The organism is Micromonospora sp. SH-82 (assembly GCF_051132485.1).
Lineage (GTDB): Bacteria > Actinomycetota > Actinomycetes > Mycobacteriales > Micromonosporaceae > Micromonospora.
In genome coordinates this window covers 194,609-217,488 of sequence record NZ_CP148049.1, presented here as the reverse complement: position 1 = coordinate 217,488, position 22,880 = coordinate 194,609, and the positions used below count along the sequence as shown (strand labels likewise).

The 22,880-nt window shown below is 72.3% G+C and carries 23 protein-coding genes; 12 read left to right on the top strand and 11 right to left on the bottom strand.

The features are described from left to right. Positions 1-193 precede the first annotated feature (193 nt). Positions 194-451, top strand: a complete 258-nt coding sequence (locus WHN02_RS00940; protein WP_434741640.1) for a hypothetical protein — start codon at positions 194-196, stop codon at positions 449-451. A 31-nt stretch (positions 452-482) separates the two neighbouring features. On the opposite strand, the gene WHN02_RS00935 is transcribed toward WHN02_RS00940, so the two are convergent. Both WHN02_RS00935 and WHN02_RS00930 read right to left on the bottom strand, forming a co-directional pair. Beyond that, positions 483-1,193 carry a SanA/YdcF family protein gene (locus WHN02_RS00935; RefSeq protein ID WP_434744116.1) on the bottom strand — a complete coding sequence of 237 codons (711 nt, stop codon included), beginning with the start codon at positions 1,191-1,193 and terminating at the stop codon, positions 483-485. A 55-nt stretch (positions 1,194-1,248) separates the two neighbouring features. After that, positions 1,249-2,103, bottom strand: a complete 855-nt coding sequence (locus WHN02_RS00930; RefSeq protein ID WP_434741639.1) for an SDR family oxidoreductase — start codon at positions 2,101-2,103, stop codon at positions 1,249-1,251. A 120-nt stretch (positions 2,104-2,223) separates the two neighbouring features. Here WHN02_RS00930 and WHN02_RS00925 point away from each other — a divergent pair, with 120 nt between their 5' ends. Together WHN02_RS00925 and WHN02_RS00920 are read left to right on the top strand one after the other, a co-directional pair. Continuing rightward, positions 2,224-2,652: a winged helix-turn-helix transcriptional regulator gene (locus WHN02_RS00925; protein ID WP_434741638.1), complete on the top strand. Its 429-nt coding sequence runs from the start codon at positions 2,224-2,226 to the stop codon at positions 2,650-2,652. A 44-nt stretch (positions 2,653-2,696) separates the two neighbouring features. Then, a complete protein-coding gene (locus WHN02_RS00920; RefSeq protein ID WP_434741637.1) occupies positions 2,697-3,116 on the top strand; it encodes a VOC family protein in 420 nt (139 codons plus the stop codon). Here WHN02_RS00920 and WHN02_RS00915 read toward each other — a convergent pair. Both WHN02_RS00915 and WHN02_RS00910 read right to left on the bottom strand, forming a co-directional pair. After that, on the bottom strand, positions 3,104-3,466 hold the full coding sequence (locus tag WHN02_RS00915) for a PH domain-containing protein (protein ID WP_350898247.1): 363 nt from the start codon (positions 3,464-3,466) through the stop codon (positions 3,104-3,106). The two genes, WHN02_RS00920 and WHN02_RS00915, sit on opposite strands and share 13 nt — an antisense overlap. A gap of 113 nt (positions 3,467-3,579) precedes the next feature. Beyond that, on the bottom strand, positions 3,580-3,891 hold the full coding sequence (locus WHN02_RS00910) for a 4a-hydroxytetrahydrobiopterin dehydratase (protein WP_350898246.1): 312 nt from the start codon (positions 3,889-3,891) through the stop codon (positions 3,580-3,582). Positions 3,892-4,071: 180 nt separating this feature from the next. Here WHN02_RS00910 and WHN02_RS00905 point away from each other — a divergent pair, with 180 nt between their 5' ends. Further along, a complete protein-coding gene (locus WHN02_RS00905; RefSeq protein WP_434741636.1) occupies positions 4,072-4,515 on the top strand; it encodes a (deoxy)nucleoside triphosphate pyrophosphohydrolase in 444 nt (147 codons plus the stop codon). A gap of 168 nt (positions 4,516-4,683) precedes the next feature. Here the strand turns inward: WHN02_RS00905 and WHN02_RS00900 are convergent, their stop codons facing one another. From WHN02_RS00900 to WHN02_RS00885, 4 genes are all read right to left on the bottom strand, one after another. Beyond that, positions 4,684-5,754, bottom strand: coding sequence for a succinate dehydrogenase/fumarate reductase iron-sulfur subunit (locus tag WHN02_RS00900; RefSeq protein WP_434741635.1), 1,071 nt, complete (start codon positions 5,752-5,754; stop codon positions 4,684-4,686). Then, the gene (locus WHN02_RS00895) at positions 5,754-7,706 is read right to left on the bottom strand and encodes a fumarate reductase/succinate dehydrogenase flavoprotein subunit (protein WP_434741634.1); all 1,953 of its coding nucleotides are present in this window, start codon (positions 7,704-7,706) and stop codon (positions 5,754-5,756) included. Before WHN02_RS00895 ends, WHN02_RS00900 begins: the two co-directional genes overlap by 1 nt. A 10-nt stretch (positions 7,707-7,716) precedes the next feature. Further along, on the bottom strand, positions 7,717-8,523 hold the full coding sequence (locus WHN02_RS00890; RefSeq protein WP_434741633.1) for a hypothetical protein: 807 nt from the start codon (positions 8,521-8,523) through the stop codon (positions 7,717-7,719). A gap of 283 nt (positions 8,524-8,806) precedes the next feature. Then, entirely contained in the window at positions 8,807-10,921 is a 2,115-nt protein-coding gene (locus WHN02_RS00885) for a prolyl oligopeptidase family serine peptidase (protein WP_434741632.1), read from the bottom strand. A gap of 85 nt (positions 10,922-11,006) precedes the next feature. On the opposite strand from WHN02_RS00885, the gene mshB reads away from it, so the two are divergent. The 3 genes from mshB to WHN02_RS00870 all read left to right on the top strand — a co-directional run bounded on the left by mshB (position 11,007) and on the right by WHN02_RS00870 (position 13,005). After that, the gene (gene mshB / locus WHN02_RS00880; RefSeq protein ID WP_434741631.1) at positions 11,007-12,008 is read left to right on the top strand and encodes an N-acetyl-1-D-myo-inositol-2-amino-2-deoxy-alpha-D-glucopyranoside deacetylase; all 1,002 of its coding nucleotides are present in this window, start codon (positions 11,007-11,009) and stop codon (positions 12,006-12,008) included. Positions 12,009-12,025: 17 nt separating this feature from the next. Next, entirely contained in the window at positions 12,026-12,457 is a 432-nt protein-coding gene (locus WHN02_RS00875) for a hypothetical protein (RefSeq protein WP_434741630.1), read from the top strand. 77 nt (positions 12,458-12,534) lie between these two features. After that, positions 12,535-13,005 (top strand): hypothetical protein, encoded by a 471-nt coding sequence (locus WHN02_RS00870; protein WP_434741629.1) that lies wholly within the window; start codon positions 12,535-12,537, stop codon positions 13,003-13,005. A gap of 61 nt (positions 13,006-13,066) precedes the next feature. On the opposite strand, the gene WHN02_RS00865 is transcribed toward WHN02_RS00870, so the two are convergent. After that, positions 13,067-14,029 carry a GNAT family N-acetyltransferase gene (locus tag WHN02_RS00865; RefSeq protein WP_434741628.1) on the bottom strand — a complete coding sequence of 321 codons (963 nt, stop codon included), beginning with the start codon at positions 14,027-14,029 and terminating at the stop codon, positions 13,067-13,069. A gap of 79 nt (positions 14,030-14,108) precedes the next feature. On the opposite strand from WHN02_RS00865, the gene fdxA reads away from it, so the two are divergent. After that, positions 14,109-14,435 carry a ferredoxin gene (gene fdxA / locus WHN02_RS00860; protein WP_350898236.1) on the top strand — a complete coding sequence of 109 codons (327 nt, stop codon included), beginning with the start codon at positions 14,109-14,111 and terminating at the stop codon, positions 14,433-14,435. Then, entirely contained in the window at positions 14,432-15,547 is a 1,116-nt protein-coding gene (dapC, locus tag WHN02_RS00855; RefSeq protein ID WP_434744115.1) for a succinyldiaminopimelate transaminase, read from the top strand. The genes fdxA and dapC overlap by 4 nt, the downstream gene beginning before the upstream one ends. Before the next feature lie 180 nt (positions 15,548-15,727). Here the strand turns inward: dapC and WHN02_RS00850 are convergent, their stop codons facing one another. Continuing rightward, positions 15,728-17,569: a M48 family metallopeptidase gene (locus tag WHN02_RS00850; protein WP_434741627.1), complete on the bottom strand. Its 1,842-nt coding sequence runs from the start codon at positions 17,567-17,569 to the stop codon at positions 15,728-15,730. Positions 17,570-17,793: 224 nt separating this feature from the next. Here WHN02_RS00850 and WHN02_RS00845 point away from each other — a divergent pair, with 224 nt between their 5' ends. The 3 genes from WHN02_RS00845 to WHN02_RS00835 are packed head-to-tail and all read left to right on the top strand — an operon-like array spanning position 17,794 to position 20,159. Continuing rightward, positions 17,794-18,858 (top strand): prephenate dehydrogenase, encoded by a 1,065-nt coding sequence (locus WHN02_RS00845; RefSeq protein ID WP_434741626.1) that lies wholly within the window; start codon positions 17,794-17,796, stop codon positions 18,856-18,858. Between the two features lie 9 nt (positions 18,859-18,867). Continuing rightward, positions 18,868-19,512: an SIMPL domain-containing protein gene (locus tag WHN02_RS00840; RefSeq protein ID WP_434741625.1), complete on the top strand. Its 645-nt coding sequence runs from the start codon at positions 18,868-18,870 to the stop codon at positions 19,510-19,512. Further along, positions 19,509-20,159 (top strand): nucleoside/nucleotide kinase family protein, encoded by a 651-nt coding sequence (locus WHN02_RS00835; protein ID WP_434741624.1) that lies wholly within the window; start codon positions 19,509-19,511, stop codon positions 20,157-20,159. Before WHN02_RS00840 ends, WHN02_RS00835 begins: the two co-directional genes overlap by 4 nt. Here the strand turns inward: WHN02_RS00835 and WHN02_RS00830 are convergent. Then, positions 20,136-22,784, bottom strand: coding sequence for a hypothetical protein (locus WHN02_RS00830; RefSeq protein WP_434741623.1), 2,649 nt, complete (start codon positions 22,782-22,784; stop codon positions 20,136-20,138). The genes WHN02_RS00835 and WHN02_RS00830 overlap by 24 nt on opposite strands. Between the last annotated feature and the right edge of the window lie 96 nt (positions 22,785-22,880).

Here is a 22,880-nt window from a genome sequence, read left to right as displayed (position 1 = left end):
TGATGGTGATTTCCTGGGTCGCCATGATCGTTTCTCATTGAACTACACGACACGCCGAGATGAGTGTCGCAAAACAGCCAATGATCATAAGCGCCGTGAGCTGTTGCGGTCGACGGGGCGAGCGACACCGGGTCGGAGTCGCGTCACCCGGGATGAGTTCGACGTCGGCACGACGCGGCGTCTCCCCGGTGCGGTGAACGTCGCCGTCCCGGCAGGCGTGCAGGTGTCGCTCGCCGTACCCCAGGTGCCGTTGCCGGAGCCGTCGCAGGGTGCCGTCGATCCGGCGGTGGCGTTGCTGCGGCTGGCCCGGCAGTACCCGGACCAGTTCGTCCGGGTCCGGTTCCGGGCCGACGGCTGCGTGGTCGGGCGCTTCGACCGCGACGGGTGGACCGCGATCGTCCGAGCGGCCGGGCTCACCGCCGCCCTCACCGCCCTCGGACTGCGCCCCTGAGCCGGGTGGGGAAGTGGGCGGGCCGGTGGGGTCAGCTGGTGCGCAGGGCGTCGTCGACTCCGGTCTCGCGGGGGCCGAGACGGGTGGGGTTGCGGCCGGAGAGGACGTCGAAGGTGGCTTTGACGCCGGCGCCGTACTCGCGACTGGAACTGATCCGCCAGGTGCGCTCGTACACCCGGGCGCTCTCGTCGCCGACCCCGGCCGTGTCGATGCCGAGGCGACGGCAGACGGCCACCGCGCGGGGCAGGTGGAACGACTGGGTGACCACCGTGGCCCGGTCCACCCCGAAGATCCGCTTGGCTCGGGCACAGGAGTCGTACGTGTCGTACCCGGCATGGTCGAGGACCACCCGGTCGGCGGGTACGCCCTGCTCCACCAGCCATCGGCGCATCGCCTCCGGCTCGTTGTAGTCGGCGTTCATGTTGTCCCCGGAGACCAGGATCGCCCGGACCTTGCCGGTGTCGAGCAGCCGCTGGGCGACGGCCAGCCGACCACTGAGAAACGGCGACGGGGTGCCGTCCGGATTCACCCTCGTGCCGAGCACCAGGGCGACCGGGGCCTCGGGCACGCCCGCCTCGGTGTAGAGGTGCCCGTCGGCCCCGTGCCGGATCCAGGCGACGCTGGCGACCGCGGTACCGGCCAGGAGCGCGGCGGCCACCGCGCAGGCGAGGCCGGCCCGGAGGAGACGACGCCGTACGGGATGCCCGGCGGACCGCCAGAACTTCGCCACCTCGGATGACATCCGTACTATCCGCTTGCGCACGCAGCGATTGTCCCAGAGATCCGCCAGGGGAGTCTCAGCCCTTGAGGGCGGTGGCGACGGCGTCGGCCAGGGGGGTCGCGGGGCGGCCGAGGAGGCGGGCCAGGTCCTCCCGGTCGGTGTCCAGTGCCCCTTCGGCGGCGGCGGCGTCCGAGTCGGCGAGTAGCCGGGCGAAGGGCTCGGGGAGCCCAGCCCCGACCAGCGCAGCCTGGTACTCCTGGACCGGGAGGTCCCGGTACGCCACCGGGGTGCCGCTTTGCCGGGTGATCTCGGCGGCCAGGTCGGCCATGGTGAAGGGCTCCCCGCCCAGCTCGTACACGGTGTCGGTGTGCCCCGACCCGGTCAGGACGGCGGCTGCGGCGGCGGCCAGGTCGGCGCGGGTGGCGGCGGCGATCCGACCCTGCCGGGCGGCGCCGAGCACGGCACCGTGGGTCAGGGCGGCGGCCAGGTTGCCGGTGTAGTTCTCGGTGTACCACCCGTTGCGCAGCAGGGCGAAGGGCAGCCCGGAGCCCCGGATCAGCTCCTCGGTGGCCCGGTGGTCGGGGGCGACCGGGAGGGCGGAGGTGTCGGCCCGCAGGACGCTGGTGTACGCCAGCAGCCCCACCCCGACCCGGGTGGCGGCCTCGATCACGGCCCGGTGCTGCGCCAGCCGCTGACCCACCGCGTTGGAGGAGATCAGCAGGACCCGCTCCGCCCCGTGCAGGGCGGTCTCCAGGGTGTCGGGGCGGTCGTAGTCGGCCTCCCGGACATCGACCCCCCGGGCGGCCAGGTCGGCAGCCTTCTCCGGGGTGCGGACCGCCGCCACGATCCGGCCCGGCTCCACCCCCCGCTCCAGCAGGTCGGTGACGACGATTCGGCCGAGCTGGCCGGTGGCCCCGGTGACGACGATCATGACTTCCTCCTCGGTGGTCGGTTCGACCCGTCCGATACTGCACTAACTTTTAGAAAGCGCAAGCCATGAGTTAGTACAGTCACTGTCGAAGGTGTGGCCGGTCCGGGTACCGTCGGGGCCATGAGCCTCCCCGTCGACCTCCCGGAAGGGGTCGAGCCGACCGACCCCGACGGGCGGTTCGTCGCGGACGTCTTCGCCCGCAACTGCGACTCCCGCCGAACTCTGGAGCACGTCGCCAGCAAGTGGGGCATCCTCTCCCTGGCCGCTCTGCGGGAGGGGGACTACCGGTTCAACGCCCTGCGTCGCCGGGTGGACGGGGTCAGCGAGAAGATGCTCGCCCAGACCCTTCAGGCCCTGGAGCGGGACGGCCTGGTGCGGCGGGAGGTGCAGACCAGCATCCCGCCGCACGTCGAGTACAGCCTCACCCCGCTCGGGGTCCGGGTCGCCGACCGGCTGGTCGGGCTGATCGAGCTGGTGGAGGGGGAACTCGACACGGTGCTCGCCGCCCGGGCCGAGTACGACAGGCAGCGCACCGACGGCCCGCGCTGACCCCGCAGGACCACCGACCGGGGTCGTCCCGTCGAGGAGGAAGCATGTCGAGCGTCCAGCCCACCGTCATCACCCCCGACCCGTACCGGCTCGGTCGCTTCTACGCGGCCGTTGCAGGGGCGGTGGAGAGCCGGCGGGTTCCCGAGCAGGGGCCGGTCTTCTATCTCGGGCTCCGGGTCGGGGACACCGAACTCGGCCTGGTCGCCGAGGCCGGCCTGGAACTCGGGACCCCGCAGCGGATCCTGCTCACCGTCGAGGTCCCGAACGTGGACGCGGTGCTCGACCGGGTGACGGAGACCGGCGGCCGGGTCCTGGGTCCGCCGAACGACATGCCCTGGGGGCAGCGGGTCGCCCACGTCGAGGACCCGGACGGCAACCGGGTCAACCTGGTGCACCCCGTCGAGGTCCCCACCGGCTCCGCGGCTGCCGGGGAGCCGGGGACCCCAGGGGATCAGGAGATGTAGTGCAGGATCACGTTGTGCACGTGGTGGCTCTTCTGGTCACCCCGGAACTCGACCTCGTAGGTGTGCGTACCGACGTGGATGGCGATCGAGCCGCTGGAGAAGAAGCTCCCGCCCCAGGACTTGTTGCTGACCACGCTCACGCTGGTGATCTTCGAGTACGGGATGCTGGTGATGGCGTACCGCTTGCCGATGAACGAACGGTCCTGGATGATCACGCGCCGGTCGGTCAGGCCGATGAAGCCGGTACCGGTGCCCACCGCGTCGTACACGGCGATGATCTGTTCACCGTCGAGCAGGCCGCTCTGGATCTGCTGGTACTGCTCTTTGCGGTCGTACGTCGCGTTCGCCATGTCCTCGACGGTACGACGCGGTCGCCACCGGGCCGACGGGCAGCGCCGCCGACCGAGCGGTGGGGCGGCGGAGCGTGACGGGAGGGTCTAACCTGACGACGGAGTCGGTTCGGTCAGGGGTTGGTGACGGCGCGGTACGCGTCCTCGATCCGGGCGGCCAACAGGACTTCGCCCTCGGACAACGGCTGGTCGTCGGGGTGCCCGAGCAGGATCTGGGTCTCGTCGGCCCGGCGGCTGATCTCGGGTCGCAGGTGCAACGCGTCGGCGACGACCTTGACCCGCTCGGTCAACGCCGCGTGCTGCGCGTCGTCGATGACGAGGGTACGCCGGATCTGCTCACCCTCCCGGGTCCACCCGGACAGCAGGGTGAGCGCATCGCTGAGATAGTCGCGCTTCGCCCGGCCGCTGAACAACACTCGCCTCACCGCGCCCCCCAGACGTCGTTGCCGGCTTGTGGCCAAATCGTCGCCGTCCCGTGTCTTGTCGGTGTTACCTAGTCTGTCGTCGCATGGACGGTGTGTCCACGCCCACACTTCTCTGATCTCCTGACCTAGCGGTGATCGAAGGTACCCAAACCGCCGATTGATCTGGCACGCTGGACGCCCGTGCGGACCGAACAGATCAGTGGGAGTGGCCGACCCGAGCGGCGGGGTCCGAAGGTCGTCGTCGGGGCGGCGATCATCTCCGGGGCGCGGGTGCTGGCCTGCGCCCGGACCGCCCCACCCGAGGTGGCCGGCCGGTGGGAGTTCCCCGGTGGCAAGGTCGAACCGGGCGAGAGCGAGTCAGCGGCGCTGGTCCGCGAGTGCGCCGAGGAACTCGCCGTCCGGATCGAGGTCGGCGACCGGGTGGGCGGGGACTCCCCGATGGCCCACGGCCGATCCGTCCTCAAAGTGTACGCGGCTCGCCTGCTGTACGGCGACGAACCGAAGGCGCTGGAGCACTCCGCCCTGCGCTGGCTCACCGCCGCCGAGCTGGACACAGTGACCTGGCTCCCCGCCGACGTGCCCATCGTCGAGGCGCTCCGGCCGGTCCTGCGGGCCGCCGACTGACCTCCTGAGGCGCTCGGGAGGCCGCGGGCCGCCGACCGACCCCCTGAGGCGCTCCAGCCGGCGTCGGCGGCCGGCGTCGGCGGCCGGCGTCGGAAGGGGGCGATGGAGGGCGGCAAAGGCGTCGGGGGCCGGCGGCGATGCCGCGGCCCCCGATGGGTCCTGCCTGGATCAGTACTGTTCGTCCTGCTTCGGGTGGGCGAAGTTCAGGTGCTCCGGCGGGAGCGGGAACGTCACGTCGTCACCGAACGGCGACGGTGCGGCCGGCCGGTCGAAGGTGAGTTCGGTCAGTGGCATCTTGCCCTTGGCGTCCAACGCCGGGGCGGTGGGATGCGGCACCTCCCGATCCCAGTTGACGCCCTGCTGCGCCTGCACCTCGGCGGCCTGGTCGTGCGAGCCACCGGCGTGCGAGTGGAAACCGCCGTCGTGCGAAGCCCTGGAGTGGACGGCACCGCTGTCGTGAGAACCGGTCACGCTGGTCTGAGGCACCTGACCCCTCCGGAAGATCTTGTTACCGAGCCATACGAGGGGATCGTACCTGCGATCGACCACCCGTTCCTTCATGGGGATGATCGCATTGTCAGTGATCTTGATGTGCTCGGGGCAGACCTCGGTGCAGCACTTGGTGATGTTGCAGAACCCCAGGCCCTGCTCGGCCTGTGCGTACTCCTTGCGGTCGGTGTGGGTGTCCAGGGGGTGCATGTCCAGTTCGGCGGCCCGGATGAAGTACCGGGGACCGGCGAAGGCCTGCTTGTTCTCCTCGTGGTCCCGCACCACGTGGCAGACGGTCTGGCAGAGGAAGCACTCGATGCACTTGCGGAACTCCTGCGACCGCTCCACGTCGATCTGCTGCATCCGGTAGTCGCCCGGCGACACGTCCCCCGGCGGGGAGAAGGCCGGTGTCTCCCGGGCCTTCGCGTAGTTGAACGACACGTCGGTGACCAGGTCCCGGATGATCGGGAACGTCCGCAGGGGGGTGACCGTGACGGTCTCTGCCTCCTCGAACGTCGACATCCGGGTCATGCAGCTCAACCGGGGCTTGCCGTTGATCTCCACCGAGCAGGAGCCGCACTTGCCGGCCTTGCAGTTCCACCGGCAGGCCAGGTCGGGGGTCTCGGTGGCCTGCAACCGGTGGATGACGTCCAGGACGACCTCCCCCTCGTTCACCTCGACCTGGTAGTCGGTCAACGCGCCACCGTCGGCGTCACCCCGCCAGATCCGGAACGCCCTCTTGGTCCCCATCAGCTACCCGCCTCCTCGGTGACGGCGTCGACATCGACGAGTTCCTCGTCGGTCAGGTACTTGGCCAGCTCTCCCCGGTCGAAGAGCCGGATCAGGTCGGGGCGCATCGTCGACAGCGGCTTGCGGGTCAGGCGTACGGCGTCGCCGTCGAGCGAGCAGACCAGGTTGACCCGGCGCCACTGCGGATCCATCGTGGGGAAGTCCTCACGGGTGTGCCCACCGCGCGACTCCCGCCGCTCCAACGCCGCCAGCGCCGTGCACTCCGAGACCACCAGCATGTTGCGCAGGTCCAGAGCCAGATGCCAGCCGGGGTTGTAGCGCCGGTCACCGGCCGCGCTCACCTTCGCCACCCGTTCGCGCAGCTCGGCCAGCCGACCCAGGGCGTCGACCAACTCGCCCTCCCGACGGATGATCCCCACCAGATCCCCCATCACCGCCTGGAGATCCTGCTGGAGGGCGTACGGGTTCTCCCCGGTGTCCCGCTGCAACGGGGCCAGGGCGGTCTCCACCGCAGCCTCCACGGCGGCCACCGCCACCCTCGGTCGAGCGGTCAGCCCGTCGGCGTACGACGCCGCGTGGCCGCCCGCCCGTTTGCCGAAGACCAGCAGGTCGGAGAGGGAGTTGCCGCCGAGCCGGTTCGACCCGTGCATCCCCCCGGAGACCTCACCGGCGGCGAAGAGACCCCGGACCCCGCCGTGGGCGGCCCCGGAGTCGGGATCCACCTCCACCCCGCCCATCACGTAGTGGCAGGTCGGCCCGACCTCCATCGGCTCGGCGGTGATGTCGACGTCGGCCAGCTCCTTGAACTGGTGGTACATCGAGGGCAGGCGACGACGGATCTCCTCGGCCGACCGCCGGGAGGCGATGTCCAGCAGGACCCCGCCGGCGGGCGTACCCCGACCGGCCTTGACCTCGCTGTTGATCGCCCGGGCGACCTCGTCGCGGGGGAGCAGCTCCGGGGGACGTCGGTTGTTGTCCGGGTCGGCGTACCAGCGGTCCGCCTCCTCCTCGGTCTGCGCGTACTGGGAGCGGAAGACGTCGGGGACGTAGTCGAACATGAAACGACGGCCCTCGGAGTTCTTCAGGACCCCGCCGTCGCCGCGCACCGACTCGGTGACCAGGATTCCCTTGACCGAGGGCGGCCAGACCATCCCGGTCGGGTGGAACTGGAGGAACTCCATGTTGACGAGCGTCGCCCCGGCGCGCAGCGCGAGGGCGTGCCCGTCCCCGGTGTACTCCCACGAGTTCGAGGTGACCTTGTAGGACCGGCCGACACCACCTGTCGCCAGGACCACTGCCGGGGCTTCGAGGAGGATGAACTCCCCGGACTCCCGGTAGTACCCGAACGCCCCGGCGATCCGGGCGGCCCCGGGGGTGGCGGAGTCCAACAGCAGGTCGGTGATGGTGGTCTCGGCGAAGACCCGGATCCGGGCGTCGTAGCTGCCGTACCGCTGCCGGTCCTCCTGCTGGAGGGAGACGATCTTCTGCTGGAGGGTACGGATCAGTTCCAGGCCGGTCCGGTCGCCCACGTGCGCCAACCGGGGGTACTCGTGACCGCCGAAGTTGCGCTGGGAGATCCGGCCGTCCGGGGTCCGGTCGAAGAGGGCGCCGTACGTCTCCAGCTCCCAGATCCGTTGCGGGGCCTCCTTGGCGTGCAGCTCGGCCATCCGGACGTTGTTGAGGAACTTGCCGCCGCGCATGGTGTCGCGGAAGTGCACCTGCCAGTTGTCCCGGCTGTTCACGTTCCCCATCGCGGCGGCGGCCCCACCCTCGGCCATCACCGTGTGCGCCTTGCCGAACAGCGACTTGGAGATGATCGCGGTGCGCTTCCCGGCCAGCCGGGCCTCGATCGCCGCCCGTAGCCCGGCCCCGCCGGCCCCGATGACGACGACGTCGTAGTGGTGTCGTTCGATTCTCGTGGTGACTTCTTCGCTGCTCGTGGTGGTGGTCATGTCGCGCCCTCTAGTTGATGAACCGCAGGTCGGGGAACCAGCCTGCGGCCAGTGCCATGACGTAGAAGTCGGTCAGCGCCAGCGTCCCGAGGGTGATCCAGGCCAACTGCATGTGCCGGACGTTCAACCAGGACACCGCGGTCCACGCCCGGTACCGCATCGGGTGCTTCGAGAAGTGCTTCAACCGTCCGCCGACGATGTGCCGGCAGGAGTGGCAGGAGATGGTGTACGCCCAGAGCATGATCACGTTGCCCAGCAGGATCAGGTTGCCCAGACCGAACCCGAAACCCTCGGGGGACCGGAAGGCCAGGATCGCGTCCCAGGTGTTGATCAGCGAGATGATCGCGGCGGCGTAGAAGAAGTACCTGTGGAGGTTCTGGCCGAGCAGCGGAAGCCGGGTCTCCCCGGAGTAGCTCCGGTGCCCGTCCGGCACCGCGCAGGCGGGCGGGGAGAGCCAGAACGACCTGTAGTAGGCCTTGCGGTAGTAGTAGCAGGTGAGCCTGAACAACAGCAGGAACGGCAGGGTGAGCGCGGCGTCCGGAATGATCCACCAGCCGGGCAGGAACTGTCCGAAGTGCGAGGCCTCCGGAATGCACCGGTCGGTGACGCAGGGGGAGTAGAACGGGGTCAGGTAGTGGTACTCCTCGACCCAGTACCACCGGTGCATGAAGACCCGGACCGTCGCGTACGCGACCCAGGCACCGAGCCCGACCACCGTGACCAGCGGCGCGAGCCACCAGCGGTCGGTGCGCAACGTCTTCGCGTCGATGGCGGCCCGTGGCCGTCCACCCCGCGGTGGCGTTGTCGTGGAAGTCATGGCATTCGTCTTCCTGACGGGGCCCTCACGGGCGACGGACCGAACTGGCGACCGGCGGCCGGACCCGAGCAGCCCGCACCCGCCACCACGTTTCTGCGCACACCACAGCTGCGCCGGGCGTGCGTCGGCGCCGCCGAGTGATGACCTACGTTACGCCGATTGATGCCGCCCGCACGTCCAGACGCATTGTCCGGTGTGTTCATGTGATCCGGAAGCCCGTCAATGTGAAAAGTTCTTTCACAGGGCTCTTCTGTGCCGGATGCCCTGCGAAGGGGTCCCTTCCTTACATCCAGGTGCGGAGGAAGGCGAGTTCCTGGGCGAGGAGGCGTTCGGCCAGGCCCCCGGCGGCCTGGTGGGCGGCACCGGTCAGCGGGAGGACCGAGTGCGGACGTCCGGCGGCGAGCAGCGCGGCGGACAGGCGCAGGGTGTGCGCGGCCACCACCGTCGCGTCGACCAGCCCGTGCACCAGCAGGAGCGGTCGGGCCTCGGCCGGGTCCGTGACCGGCTCGGCGGCCAACTCCAGCAGCGAGTGGTGGGCGTAGACGTCCGGGCCGTCCTCCGGCAGACCCAGGTACCGCTCCGTGTACGCGGTGTCGTACAGACTCCAGTCGGTGACCGGAGCGCCGACGATCGCGCACCGGAACAGCTCCGGATGCCGTAGCACCGCCAGCCCGGCCAACCAGCCGCCGAACGACCAGCCCCGGACGGCCACCCGGTCCAGGGCCAGGTCGGGATGCTTCTCGGCGAGGGCGGTGAGCGCGTCGACCTGGTCGGCGAGGACCACGTCGGCGACCCGCCGGTGGATCGACTTCTCGAACGAGGGGGCGACACCGGGGGTGCCCCGGTTGTCCACGGTGACCACCGCGAACCCGGCCTCGCAGAACCACTGCCGCTCCAGCCAGGCCGTCCGGGCGGCGACGACCTCCTGGTGCCCCGGCCCGCCGTAGACGTCGAGCAGCACCGGCAGCCGACGGCCGGTGACGTGGGTGGTGGGGTAGAGGACGGCCGTGGGCAGCCGCCGGTCGGTGACCCGTTCCAGCATCGGCCGGGGCGCGTACGGCGGGGTCGCGGCCACCGACCCCAGGGTCGCCACCTCCCGGTCGTCCCGGTGGACGGTCCACCGGGTGCCCGGTCGGTCGAGGGAGGCGGCGCCGACGACGAGGGTGCCCCCGCCGACGGCGGCGGTGTACCAGCCGGGGTCGGCGGTGATCCGGCGGACGTCCACCCCACCACCGATCACCGTCCGGACCCGGAACAGGTGCCGCTGGCTCGGCTCCCCGTCGCTCGCCTCCACCAGCAGGTCGGCCGGGCCGGAGGCGGCGGGCAGCCGGCCGAGGACCCGGCGTACGTACAGCGACGGCGGGGTGAGCAGCGTGCCGTCGGCGAACAGGCACCGGGCGTCGTACCCGTCGTGGGCCAGTTCGCCGCCGACCAGGACCCGCCCGTCGGGCAGGTGTGCCGGGGTCCCCGGGATCGGTTCGACCCAGCGCGGATCCGCCAGCTCCGCGTGCACCTGGGTCTCCCCGGTGCGCGGATCGACGGCGAGCACCAGACCGTGCTGCTGGGACCGACGCAGGACGGTGATCAACGGGCCGCCTTCGGCCCAGTTCACCGAGGCCAGGTACGGGTAGGTCTCCCGGTCCCAGTGCACGTCCACCCAGCCGCCGTCGAGGTCGAGCAGGTGCAGGCTGACCTCGGCGTTCGGCCCTCCCGCCTGGGGGTAGGCGACGGTGGTCGGGGCGCTGGTCGGGTCGGCGGCGTCGTGCAGGAACCAGCGGGGCAGCCGGGACTCGTCCACCCGGGCGGCGAGCACCGACCGGCCGTCGGGAGCCCACCAGTAGCCCCGGTGGCGGCCGAACTCCTCGACGGCGACGTGCTCGGCCAGCCCCCAGGTGACCCCGGAGTCCTCACCGGCGAGCAGGTTGTCGGTGCCGTCCGGCTCGACCACCCGGAGTTGTCCGCGCCGCCCGCCGTCGGTGGTGTCGGTGACGTAGGCCAGCCGCTCCCCGGTCGGGTCGGGACGGGGGTCGAGCACACCTGCGGCGGCCAGGACCTCCACCACGTCCCCGTGCACCAGGTCGGCCCGGAACAGCCGACCGGCGAGGGCGAACGCGGCGACCCGTCCGGCGGCGTCCAGCGCGTACGAGCCGATCGTGGGGGTGCCGGGCCGGGTCGGGCGGGACCGCGCGGCGGGGTCGGCGTCGAGCAGGGCAGTCGGCTCGGCGATCAACCGTTCCGTGCCGGAGGCGACGTCGAGTAGCCAGAGGGCGTCGGCGGGGTCCTGCGGCCCGGCCGAGCGCAGGAAGACCACCCGGGACCCGTCCCCGGCCACGGTGACCTCCCGCGGCGCCCCGTGGCTGAACCTGCGGGTACGGGCGGCCAGCTCGGGATACTCCACACGGCAGATCGTAGAGCGGCGCAGGGGCGTTGTGGTCGAGCTGGACGGGACGCGTACCGCTTCGGCGGCACAACCGCCGGTTAGAGTGACCGTCGTGACGACCCTGCCCGACCGCCGCCTTCTGCTGGTCCACGCCCACCCCGACGACGAGGCCATCGGCACCGGTTCGACGATGGCTCACTATGCCGCGTCCGGCGCCCACGTGACGCTCGTGACCTGCACCCTCGGGGAGGAAGGCGAGATCCACGTACCGGAGTTGGCGGAGCTCGCGGCCGGTCGGGGCGACCAGCTCGGCGGGTACCGCATCGTCGAGCTGGCGGCGGCGTGCGCCGCGCTCGGCGTCACCGACCACCGGTTCCTCGGTGGTGCGGGCCGCTACCGGGACTCCGGGATGATGGGGATGACGACGAACGACCACCCCCGGGCCTTCTGGCGGGCCGACCTGGACGAGGCCGCCGGGCACCTGCTGGAGGTCATCCGGGAGGTCCGCCCCCAGGTCATGATCACGTACGACGAGAACGGCTTCTACGGGCACCCGGACCACATCCAGGCGCACCGGGTGGCGATGCGGGCGCACGAGCTGGCCGCCGCCGAGGGGGTGGCCCCAGCCAAGATCTACTGGACGGCGATGCCGCTCAGCGTCCTGGAGGCCGGGCTGAACCACTTCGTCGACTCGTCGGACAATCCCTTCGCCGGCATCACCGACACCTCGGAACTCCCCTTCGGTACGCCTGACGCCGAGATCGCGGCGTGCGTGGACGCCACCGAGCAGCACGCCGCCAAGGAGCGGGCGATGCGGGCGCACGCCACCCAGATCCCGGCCAACTCCTGGCTCTACTCGATCGCGGGCAACTTCGGGGCCGAGTTCATGGGCGTGGAGTACTTCACCCTGGCGGTCGGGGATAAGGGCCCGGGCCGGGGCCGCTACGGCTGGGAGTCGGACCTGTTCGCCGGAGTCCTCCCGACCGACCCGACCTCGACCGGCGCGGCCACCGTCGACGCGGTGGCGGCGGGCGGAGGCGACCGGGAGGTACCGCCGGCGGACGACCCGGGCCGGTCCCCGGTCCCGGCTGCCGGGCAACGGTGACCCTGCCGACCGCGCCGATGTCGACGGTGGAGGACGAGACCACGCCGAGCCCGCCCGGTCGGGGCGCGGTCCTGGCCGACCACGCCCTGCGGGTCGTCGGTGGGGTGGTCGCCGTGATCGGCGGGGTGATGAGCGCGGTGCTGGAGCTGCTGCTCTCCACGGTCCGGGTCGGCGGTCACCTGATCGGTGTGTCGGTGCTCGTCGCCGTCGGGGCGAACATCGCGTTGAGCTGGTTCGCCCACGAGGCGGTCGGCTCACGGTGGGCGGTGGCGCTGCCCGCCGTGCCGTGGTTCGTCCTCATGACGGCGGCGTCGATCCGGACCGACGAGGGTGACCTGCTCCTGGCCGGCGGTTGGGTCGGCCTGGCGATGATCGTGGCCGGTGCGATGACGTTCACCGTGATGGCGTTCCGGCAGATCCTGGCCCCACCGACGCCGTCGAGGTACTGACGACACACCCGCCCGGATGGTAGAAATTCCTGCCAGAGACCCGTCTCCGGGACGGGCGGTACGGCGGGAGAGATCTGATGAACGAGCGGTGGCGCGCTGTCGGTGCGCTCGCGGGAGCCCTGTTCGCGGTCAACGTGGTCGCCCGGTTGGTGATCAGGTTCGGCTTCGGCGGTGGTGACGACGAGACCGCCGCCGGCTGGGTCTCGCTCGCCATGTTCGCGGTGATCGGGGTGGTCCTCGCGACGCTCGCGTTCCGTTGGGGCCGGGACCGGCCGGTGGAGCGGTGGGGCACCGACCTCGGTGCGGCACTGCTGGTGGCGCTGCTGCTGACGATCTTCGTCGGGCCGCTGCTGGTCGGGCGTAACCCGTTCGCCGACGGCGCGGGTGCCTTCTTCGCCCAGATCTGGCTCTACCTGGCCGCCGCCGGCGTCGGGGTGCTGGTCGGGTTCCTGGGGCTCACCGCCCTCGGCCGGGACCACCGGTCGCAGCAGCTCGCCAGGTACGCCGCCCAGCGCACCACCCGACCGCGTCGGGTCGTCGGCCGCTGACCGACACCGCCGGGGAAGGGCCGTCCGCCGGTGCGCCGGCCCTGCCCCCGGGACGGGTCGGTCAGTGTTGTGGGGCGACCCGGGTGAGGTAGGTGTGGTGGGTGACGAAGCCGAGTTTGCGGTAGAGCCCCACGGCGGCCGCGTTGCGCTGCTCGACCTGGAGGAACGCCTGCTCCGCCCCGGTGTCCCGGCCCCAGGCCGCCAGTTCCCGGACCACCAGTTCGGCCAGCCCCTGACGGCGCAGTGGCGGCAGCACCTCGATCAGCCCGAGTCCGAGCCACCGCCCGTCTCCGGTGACGGTGCCCCGGCCGATCGCGACGAGCGTCCCGCCGACGTGCACCTGGGCGAAGCGGACCTGGTCCACTGCGGTGAGGACGTGGCGGGCCGCCTCCGGCAGCCCGCCCTTGCGGTCGGCGGCGACGGCCAGCCAGTCCGGCGAGGGGGCCGTCACCAGATCCACCACCGGTGACTGCTGCTGCGCGACGTGGGGTCGGGCGAGTGCGGCCACGCTCGTGGTCTGGACCAGCACCGGGGGACGGGAGGTCCATCCCCGGCTGTCCAGTTCGGCACCGACCGGGGCCGCGAGCGGTATCGGGGTGTTGACCATCGCCGGGAGGCCCTGTTCGGCGTACCACTGCTCGACGGCGTCGACGGCGGCCGGTAGGGGGCGGTCCGGGTCGCCGACCGGCAGGGCGGAGTTGGCCCGCCCGGTCCACCCGTCGGCGGCCCGCAGCACCCAGTCGCCGAGCCGGTCCCGTCGCGGTGCCGGCCAGGCCTGGTCGGCGGCGAGTTCGAGGGCGACCACCGCGGCGGCGGTCGGCCGTCGGGTCGGCGGTACCCGTTTGGCCCGGTGCACCTCGTCGCGGGCGATGCGTACGGGACCTTTCGAGGTGACCACCGTGAGATGGGTCTCGTCGAGTTCCACCAGTTCGCCGAGGGCGTCTGAGAACAGGGGGCGGCCCTCGCGAATCCCCACAATCCGGCGGACCACGATCCGGTGTCCCACATCCTGCTGTCGGAGCACGATCGACCCCCTCCCCGGCGAGATACTAGGCTCTAACCGTCGCGGGTGATCGCGGCGTGTCTTGCGGAGGAGAAGACCGGTGACCTACATCATCGCCGAACCCTGCGTGGATGTGCTCGACAAGGCGTGCATCGAAGAGTGCCCGGTCGACTGCATCTACGAGGGCAACCGGATGCTCTACATCCACCCCGACGAATGTGTCGACTGCGGTGCCTGTGAGCCGGTGTGTCCGGTCGAGGCGATCTTCTACGAGGACGACGTCCCGGAGCAGTGGAAGGACTACACCGGGGCGAACTACGAGTTCTTCGAGGATCTCGGCTCGCCCGGTGGAGCGTCGAAGGTCGGCAAGGTGGAGAAGGACGCCACCTTCGTCGCCGGCCAGCCGCCACGCGGAGAAGGCCACTGAACGCCCCGGCGCCGCTGTCGGCGCGCCTGCCGGAGTTCACCTGGGACACCCTGGAGGCGGCGGCCGCCCTGGCCGCCGCGCACCCGGGCGGGTTGATCAACCTCTCCATCGGTACGCCGGTGGACCCGGTGCCCCCGGTGATCCGGCAGGCCCTCGCCGACGCCTCCGACTCCCCGGGGTACCCGTTGACCGCCGGCACCCCCGAGCTGCGTCGGGCGATGTCGGCGTGGGTGTCGCGGGCCTGCGGGGCGGGCGTCGACGGGTTGGGTGTCCTGCCCACCATCGGCTCGAAGGAGCTGGTGGCCTGGCTACCCACCCTGCTCGGCATCGGTGCCGGTGACGTGGTGGTGATCCCGTCGGTCTGCTACCCGACCTACGAGGACGGCGTACGGCTCGTCGGGGCGACAGCCGTACGCACCGACTCGCTGACCGCCGTCGGCCCCACCTCCCGGGTACGCCTGGTCTGGCTGAACTCGCCGGGGAACCCGACCGGTCGGGTGCTGCCCCCGGCGCACCTGCGCAAGGTGGTCGACTGGGCCCGGGAACGGGGCGCGGTGGTGGCCAGCGACGAGTGCTACCTGCCGTTGGGTTGGACGCCGGGGTCGGAGCCGGTCTCGGTGCTCTCCCCGGAGGTCTGCGGCGGCTCCTACGACGGGGTGCTGGCGGTGCACTCGCTGTCCAAGCGCTCCAACCTGGCCGGCTACCGGGCCGGTCTGGTGGCCGGTGACCCGAAACTGGTCGACGAGCTGTTGAAGGTCCGCAAACACGCCGGCATGATCGTGCCGAAGCCGGTGCAGGCCGCCATGATCGCCGCCCTCGGTGACCAGACGCACGCCGACGAGCAGCGGGAACGTTACCGGGTTCGACGGGAGACGTTGGCCGGGGCGTTCACCGCCGCCGGGTTCACCATCGAGCACTCCGAGGCCGGCCTCTACCTCTGGCTGACCCGGGGCGAGGACTGCTGGGAGACCGTCGACTGGCTGGCCCGGCGCGGCATCCTGGCCGCTGCGGGGGCCCTCTACGGACCGGCCGGCGACCGGCACGTACGGGTGGCGCTCACCGCGTCCGACGAGCGGATCGCGGCGGTCGCCGACCGGCTCGCCGAGGTCTGACCCGGACCGTACGCCCGGCAGGCCCCGGTCACCGCATCCGGTGGCGAGGGGCCTGCCCGGCACCGGTCCGGTCGGGCGGCCGACGACCGTCCCGGGCAGGGCGACGACCGTCGCGGGCGATGACCGGACCGGGCCGGGCGGCCGACGGCCGGAGTAGCAGGGCCGTCGAGTCGACCCGGCTCAGTCGCCGATCGACGTGAACACGTCGAGCAGGGTGTCTCGACTCTGGGCGTCCAACAGGTCACCGGTGAACGACTCGTGCAGGGCGACCCGTCGCCCGTCGGGCATCGTCAGGATCGCCCTCAGCGGCACCTCCCGGGTGACCTCCACCGATTCGACCTCCTCGAACGCGACGAAGGGGTGCCTGTCGGCCAACTCCTCCAGCGACGTCGAGCTGACCAGCTTGCGGAGCCGCTCCTCGCCCTCCCCGGCCGGTCCGGGGTCACCGACGAGCACCAGCCCCCGGTCCAGGACCAGCAGGTCGCAGGGGACCCCGTCGACCTTCACGTTCGCCATCCCGCCGATCAGCCCGGCCCTGCACCCGGTCACCCGGCCCGGTGTCGCGGTGGCGTCGGCGGGGTCGATGCCGAGTTCGGCGAGGCGGGTGAGCGCCTCGTCGAGGGTCTGCGGGTGGACCGCGAGCTTCGCGATGTCGGCCAGGTCCAGCGGCTCACCGGCGGGGCCGACCAACTGGGCCGGTCGACTCCAGGACAGTTCCCAGTGCGCCCGACCGGACCGGATCGCGGCGTCGACGAGCATCAGCTCCACCGGCTCGGCGAAGCGCTGGACGGCCTCCCTCCGGGTGGCGGCCTCGAAGAACTGTTCGGCGAACTCACCGAGCCGGTTGCGCCGGACCAGTTCCACCACGCTCGGCAGGCCGGGCTGCGGATCGTCGGTGAACCGGCCGGCGGCCCGGTAGTAGCGGTCGGCCCGCCTGCGTACCGAGGCGGCGGTCGCGGTGGCGACGAACGCGGGCCAGGGCAGTACGGTCCGGTCGCCGGGGTCGGCGGTCAGCGCCTGGAGCGCCCGACCGACCCGGTCGGCGTCGGCGAGCAGGACCTCGGCCGGTCGATCGTCGGGGTCAGCGGTACCGGTGGGGGCGGCACCCATGGCGGTGATCCGTACCCCGGTCGGAGGGTGGGTGTCCCACCGGGAACCGACCTCGTCGCCGGTCTCCTGGCTCAGCCGGGTGATCTCGTCGGCGCGGGCGAGGAGCAGCCGGCCGAACCCGCCGTACAGGTCGTCGGGGGCGAGCCCGACCGACCAGCCCGGGTCGACGTACCGCCGCAGGTAGAACGACCAGGCCCGGTCGACGGCGGGCAGGGCACGCAGCGCGGAGACCGCAGCCGACCGTCCGGCGAGGCGGACCGACGCCCGGTCGGCCTCCGACTCCTGGCGGCGGGAGGCGGCCCGGTCGACGAGGAGGTACAGCCGGGCGTAGCCACGGAAGACCAGGCCGACCGGGTTCCACCGGCCGATCCGCCCGATGGTGGTGCCGATCTCCAGCCGTCCCCGGTACGCCACCTCGCCCAGCCGGGTGTGCCGTCCCGAGAAGTGGCCCAACTCGTGCGCCAACACCGACCGGAGCTGGTCGACCCGGAGCGCCTGGAGCAGCGGCAACCCGACCAGCAGGGTCCGCCGCCCGCCGACCAGGCCGAGGAACCGGGTCCGCTCGGTGACCGTCGCGTTCACCTCCGACACCAGCCTGATCTCGTCGGGGGCTCGGGTGGCGACGCCGACTGCCAGCTCGCGTACCGTCGCCCACAGCTGGGGCGCCTCCCGCTCGGTGAGGACCAGCCCGGTCGGTGGCGCGTCCCCGGTCCGCAGCGACCGCCACACACCGACGACCACCACCCCGAGGGCGGCGACCAGCGGCAACCCGACGTCGGCGGCGACGTACCCGGACCGGGTGGGGGCGAGCCAGGCGAACCCGGCGGCGAACGCCCCGAGCTGCACCAGCGCGACCAGGTAGAAACCGGCCAGCATCAGTACGGACGCGAGCGCACGGTACGTCGCAGCCATCGAGTGGTCCCTCCCCGTTGCCCGCCGGGTGGCGGGCGGCGCAGGGACAGTACGGTGTGGACCTTCCACCGGCAACCTCCGATCGGCGCATCGGAGCCCTCCGATCACACTCCGGCGCCGGTGGCCTGCGGAGACGACCGGAGGGCGGCGACGGCCGAAGGGATATCCTCTGCCGCAGACGAGCGGGGCGTCCCCCCGCGCCGAGCGGAACCCGGGGTGCGCAGATGGGGGAGAGGACCGACGGGCGGATCCGTGCCGCCGTGGTCGGCACCGGGCTGATCGGTGGTTCGGTCCTGCTCGGGCTCCGCAGGGCAGGGCTGGACGTGTCCGGCTGGGACCCCGACCCGACGACCCGGGCGCAGGCCCGGGATCAGGGCCTGACCAGCCCGGAGCAGCTGGACGAGGCGGTCGCCGACCGGGACGTCGTCTTCCTCTGCGGTCCCCTGCCCACGCTCGGCGACACCCTGCTGCGGGTCGCGGGCGCCACCGGGGACGACTGCGTGCTGACCGACGTGGGCAGCACCAAGGCCGGGTTGGCCGAGTTCGCCGGGCGGCACCGGCTCGACCACCGGTTCGTCGCCGGACATCCGATGGCCGGCACCGACCGGGCCGGGCTCACCTCGGCCGTGCCGGGGCTGTTCGACGCCGCCCCGTGGGTGCTCTGCCCGACCGGGGCGGGGTTGCCGGCGTTCCGGTGGCTGGCCGGGCTGCTCCTGGACCTGTTCGACTCCCGGGTGGTGCCGATGTCGGCGACCGCGCACGACGCGGCGGTGGCGCTCGCGTCGCACGTGCCGCACCTGCTGGCGGGGGCGCTGGCGGGGGCGGTGCACCGGGCCGACCTCTCCGACGCGGTCCTCGGCCTGGCCGCCGGGAGTTTCCGCGACGGGACCAGGGTCGCCGGCAGCCCACCCGCCCGGACGGCGAACATGCTGCTCGCCAACCGGGAGCAGGCGTTGCGCCAACTGGACGAGGTACGGGCCCACCTGGACCGGCTGGCCACCGCCCTGGCCGCCGCCGACCCGACCCGCCTGGTCGGGCTCCTGCAGGGGGCCGAGTCCGCCCGTACCGCCCTGACCGGCCGGACCGTACGGGTCGAGGAGCGCCGGTTCCCCCTCGCCGACGCCGCCGACGCCGAGGTGGCGTACCTGTTGGGGCTCGGTGAGCGGGGCGGCCACCTGACCGGGTGCCTGGTCGTCGACGGCGAGGTCCACTACACCTGCCGTCTTCCGGAGCGCTCCACCCCGGGAGCCGAGAGCATTTCGGGCTCGGGCATCGGCCCTTCCTTATAGGATGGTCCGATGGTGGATGGACCGGTGGTGTCGGTGCGCGGCGAGGCGTACCGAGAGGTGGAGCCCGAAGTCGCCCGTTTCCGGGTCACCGCGATGGCGCGGGACAAGGACCGGGAGGCGACGCTCACCCGGCTCGCCGAGCGGGCCGCCGCCATCCGGGTGCTGCTCGAGTCGTACGGCCCGGTGGTCGAGCGGCGGGAGACCGGTGACCTCCAGGTCCGCCCGGAGACGAAGCGCTCCGGTGAGCGGGTGGTGGCCTACCACGGCAGTGTGACCACCACCGTGACCGTCACCGACTTCACCGCCCTGGGCGAGATGATGCTCCGCCTCGCCGACCAGGACCAGGTCGAGGTCGCCGGGCCGTGGTGGGCGTTGCGGCCGGACAGTCCGGCGCACCGGGAGGCGCGGCGGGCCGCCATCGCCGACGCGGTGGCCCGCGCCCGGGAGTACGCCGAGGCGCTCGGCGCGCAGGTGACCGCCCTGATCGAGCTGGCCGACACCGGGATGGGCACCCAGCCGATGATGAGGATGGCGTACGCCGCCGGTGGGCTGGCCCAGGAGGGACGGCCGGAGCTGGACCTCGACCCCCAGGCGCAGTCGGTGCAGGCCAGCGTCGAGGCGCGGTTCACGATCACTGACCCGGTTCTCGCGTGACGACTGTCGTCCGGCACTTCACCCTCGACGGGTTGGTGGCCCGGGCGAAACGGCTCGCCGAGACCGGGGACCGTCAACTGCTCGGCATCGCCGGGTCCCCCGGGGCGGGCAAGTCCACTCTGGGTGAGCGGCTGGTGGCCGAGGTCGGGCCGACCGCCAGGCTGGTTCCCATGGACGGGTTCCACCTGGCCCAGGCCGAGCTGGTCCGGCTGGGGCGGGCCGACCGCAAGGGTGCGCCGCACACCTTCGACGCCAACGGCTTCGTCTCGCTGCTGCGCCGGGTGCGTCGGCTCGAACCCACCTCCGTCTACGCCCCGGAGTTCCGGCGGGACCTGGAGGAGCCGATCGCCGGGGCGATCGAGGTGCCACCGTCGGTCCGGCTGGTGGTGGTCGAGGGCAACTACCTGTTGTTGCCGGACCCGCCCTGGGACGAGGTACGCACCCTGCTGCACGAGGCGTGGTACCTCGACGTCGACGCGGAGCTGCGGATGCGTCGACTGATCGCCCGGCACGAGGCGTACGGCCGTACGCCGGAGGAGGCCCGGGGCCGGGCGACGGGCAGCGACGAGATCAACGCCCGGCGGATCGCCCGGACCGCAGACCGGGCCGACCTGGTGGTGCGGTTAGCCGATCCGTTGCCTGGGTGACGGGATGTCCCGGCGGAGCAGCCGGGCGACCCGGGCCCGTTCCACACCGAACTCCGGTGACTCGGGGTACCCGCTGTGGCTGCGGATCGGGGGGTCCCGTACCTCCCCGTCGCTGGGATACAACGCTTCCGGGTCGCGTACCGGCAGGTCCCGGCCACCGGCGGCGACGGCCCAGCCGAGGGGATCGGTGGCCCGCCAGAAGTTGGTCCACCCGGCCGGTCGGCACAACGGCTTGGTGAGCAGCGGCAACTGCTCCGGGCCGAAGTACGACGGGAACACCCGTCCGTAGAGCCGGGTGAACTGGCAGCCGTAGGAGAAGAACCAGATCCGGGCCCGGCAGCTGGCCGGGAGTTGCAGCAGGACGGCGGCGCAGATGACGGTGCCCTGGCTGTGCCCGGAGAGGATGATCCCGTCGATCCGACGCGGGTCGTGCTGGGGCAGGGCGAGCAGACCGGCCATCCGGGTCTGCAATTCGGGTACCGCTCGTTCGGCGTAGCAGGGCGGGGCGAGGGGGTGCGCCCCCCGGGGCCAGAAGGTGGCGACGTCCCAGATCACGCCGACGGTGCGGCGGACCGTCTCGTTGCGGTACACCAGCAGCCCGAGGGCGGCGGTGGCGGCCGGGAGCCAGCCGAGGAGGGAGTCCCCGACGTCGGCGACCACCTTCACGGCGACGTGCCAACCGGTCACCGTCATCGGGTGGGGACGCTCGTGGGACAGGGCGGCGGCGCAGGCGAGGACGGCGATCAGCGCGGACATCACCCCGTACCGGCCGATGAGCCCGAGCACCTCCTCCCCGACCAGCCGGTGCAGGGCCCGGTAGGTGCTGACGTCGCGGCTGCGCCGCAGCTCGTGGGCGGAGAGCCGGTTCCCGGGGGGAGCCAGGCGGGCGTACTCCCGGCGGCGGAGCCGAACGAAGATCACCAGGGCGTTGGCGATGGTGACCAGCACCATCACCAGGGCCGTCATGAACGCCAGCCCGGCCCACATCACCGGGATCGGCGGGGTGACGGCGGACTCCCCGCTGGGGGTCGCCCCGTTGTTGAGCCGGTCGGTGGCCCAGTAGAGCGCCCCCGCGCAGTACGCGACGAGCAGCAGCCAGCCGAAGCCGGCGAGGACGGCGGGGCCGCGTCCGCCCCAGGAGACGTCCGAGTGGGCGGCGAGCGGTCGGGCCGGGGCGGCGGACCGGGTACGGGGCAGGACCAGGCCGACGCCGGCGAGCAGGCAGGCGGGGACGACGAGGGTCCAGACGGCCAACCCGGTTGGGGCCGGGGGGACCCCGGGTAGCCCACCGGCGATCCAGATCCCCCCGGCCGTGATCAGGAGCGTCGCCACGACCGGCGGGATCAGCGCTCGGCGACCGGCCCGGGTGATCGCGCCGATGGCGATCAGGAGCAGCACCTGTCCGGTGCCGAACCAGGCGAGGATCCAGTCGTACCAGGGCAGCGAGCAGTCCTTCGCACAGCCGGGCAGGTCGGGGTCGTCGGCGCAGCCGACCGGGGGGCGGAGTGCGGAGAGCTGGTCCCCGTTGGTTCCGCTCGGCAGGAGCAGGAACAGCACCGTACCGGCGAGCCCGAGACCGGTCAGCGCGAGGACCGCGAGGCTCCACCGGCCGAGCGGGGTGGCCCCGGCGCGGCGGCTCAGCCAGGGTCGCCCGAGCGCCACCACGGCGATGACCAGGACGGCGACGAAGCAGGTCACAGTGGCCCAGGCGACGAGGGCCCGTGCCGCTCGGGGCGGGTCCAGGGCCATCACCACGCCCAGCGGTACCGCGGCGGCGGCCACCGTCCCGACGCACAGGTGCAGCACCGCCGAGCGTCGCAGCTGCCCCTCACCACCCCAGAAGGTCCGGTCCTGCAACGGGCTCTCCGGCGGGCAGGCGGCCGAGCCGGCCGAGCCCTCGTCGTCGTCGAACCCGTCGGTGCGGGGGTCGAGGCCGTCGTCGGTCGGGTCGGTCTCGGCCGGGTCGTCCGGGTCGACGTCGGGATCCTCCGAGGTGGCGGGTCGAGCCGGCATCTCCGCCTCGTACTGGTAGGTGCGCCAGCTGAGCAGCCCGAGGAAGGCCATCAGGCCGAGCGGGACCAGCAGGCCGACGGCGAGCGGTCGGGAACCCGACTGCCACCAGCCCTGCCCGAGGAACTCCCACGGCCCGGGAATCCGGCTCAGACAGGCCTCGTCGACGCACTGCCAGCCGATCAGGTCGACGCCGACTCCGGTGGCGGCCAGGGAGAGGGCCGCGGTCATGCTCAGACAGAAGACCCGGATCAGCCAGGCGGCGAGGCCGGAGCGGCTGCCCCAGCGTTCCCGGTCCGGGTCCGGCGGGATTCCGGGCCGGGCGTGCAGGGCCACGTTGGCCAGGGCGAAGGGGAGGAGCAGCGTCCACAGGGCCCGGTAGATGTCGCGTGCGGTCCGCGCCCCGGAGGTCAACTGCCCCCAGCTGTACGCCTCGACCGTCAGCGGCGCCCCTTCCCGGAACGGGGTGGGCCGGTAGAAGCCGGTGACCTCGCTCCCGGCGACCAGCCACGGTCGTGGCCCGTCACCGCCGGGCTCCGGACGCAGCCCGAGGATCTGGTCCGGCGGAGTGTTCGACACCCCGTGGACGCGAAGTTCGAGAACCCGACCGGCCATCACACCCTCCAGTGAAGGAGTCACTACCCAGAGTGCTCTCATTTCGGGGGGTCCGCCACCCCCGATCGGGTGCTTTGTGGCAGCTCAGCGGGGTGA

What these genes read in the sequence shown, in the direction of transcription:
- WHN02_RS00935 (WP_434744116.1), bottom strand. Translation starts at nt 1,193, where the DNA reads ATGTCATCCGAGGTGGCGAAGTTCTGGCGGTCCGCCGGGCATCCCGTA.
- WHN02_RS00920 (WP_434741637.1), top strand. Translation starts at nt 2,697, where the DNA reads ATGTCGAGCGTCCAGCCCACCGTCATCACCCCCGACCCGTACCGGCTC.
- WHN02_RS00840 (WP_434741625.1), top strand. Translation starts at nt 18,868, where the DNA reads ATGGTGGATGGACCGGTGGTGTCGGTGCGCGGCGAGGCGTACCGAGAG.
- WHN02_RS00830 (WP_434741623.1), bottom strand. Translation starts at nt 22,784, where the DNA reads ATGGCCGGTCGGGTTCTCGAACTTCGCGTCCACGGGGTGTCGAACACT.
- WHN02_RS00890 (WP_434741633.1), bottom strand. Translation starts at nt 8,523, where the DNA reads ATGACTTCCACGACAACGCCACCGCGGGGTGGACGGCCACGGGCCGCC.
- WHN02_RS00845 (WP_434741626.1), top strand. Translation starts at nt 17,794, where the DNA reads ATGGGGGAGAGGACCGACGGGCGGATCCGTGCCGCCGTGGTCGGCACC.
- WHN02_RS00915 (WP_350898247.1), bottom strand. Translation starts at nt 3,466, where the DNA reads ATGGCGAACGCGACGTACGACCGCAAAGAGCAGTACCAGCAGATCCAG.
- WHN02_RS00925 (WP_434741638.1), top strand. Translation starts at nt 2,224, where the DNA reads ATGAGCCTCCCCGTCGACCTCCCGGAAGGGGTCGAGCCGACCGACCCC.
- WHN02_RS00875 (WP_434741630.1), top strand. Translation starts at nt 12,026, where the DNA reads ATGTCGACGGTGGAGGACGAGACCACGCCGAGCCCGCCCGGTCGGGGC.
- WHN02_RS00850 (WP_434741627.1), bottom strand. Translation starts at nt 17,569, where the DNA reads ATGGCTGCGACGTACCGTGCGCTCGCGTCCGTACTGATGCTGGCCGGT.
- WHN02_RS00870 (WP_434741629.1), top strand. Translation starts at nt 12,535, where the DNA reads ATGAACGAGCGGTGGCGCGCTGTCGGTGCGCTCGCGGGAGCCCTGTTC.
- WHN02_RS00895 (WP_434741634.1), bottom strand. Translation starts at nt 7,706, where the DNA reads ATGACCACCACCACGAGCAGCGAAGAAGTCACCACGAGAATCGAACGA.
- WHN02_RS00930 (WP_434741639.1), bottom strand. Translation starts at nt 2,103, where the DNA reads ATGATCGTCGTCACCGGGGCCACCGGCCAGCTCGGCCGAATCGTCGTC.
- WHN02_RS00900 (WP_434741635.1), bottom strand. Translation starts at nt 5,754, where the DNA reads ATGGGGACCAAGAGGGCGTTCCGGATCTGGCGGGGTGACGCCGACGGT.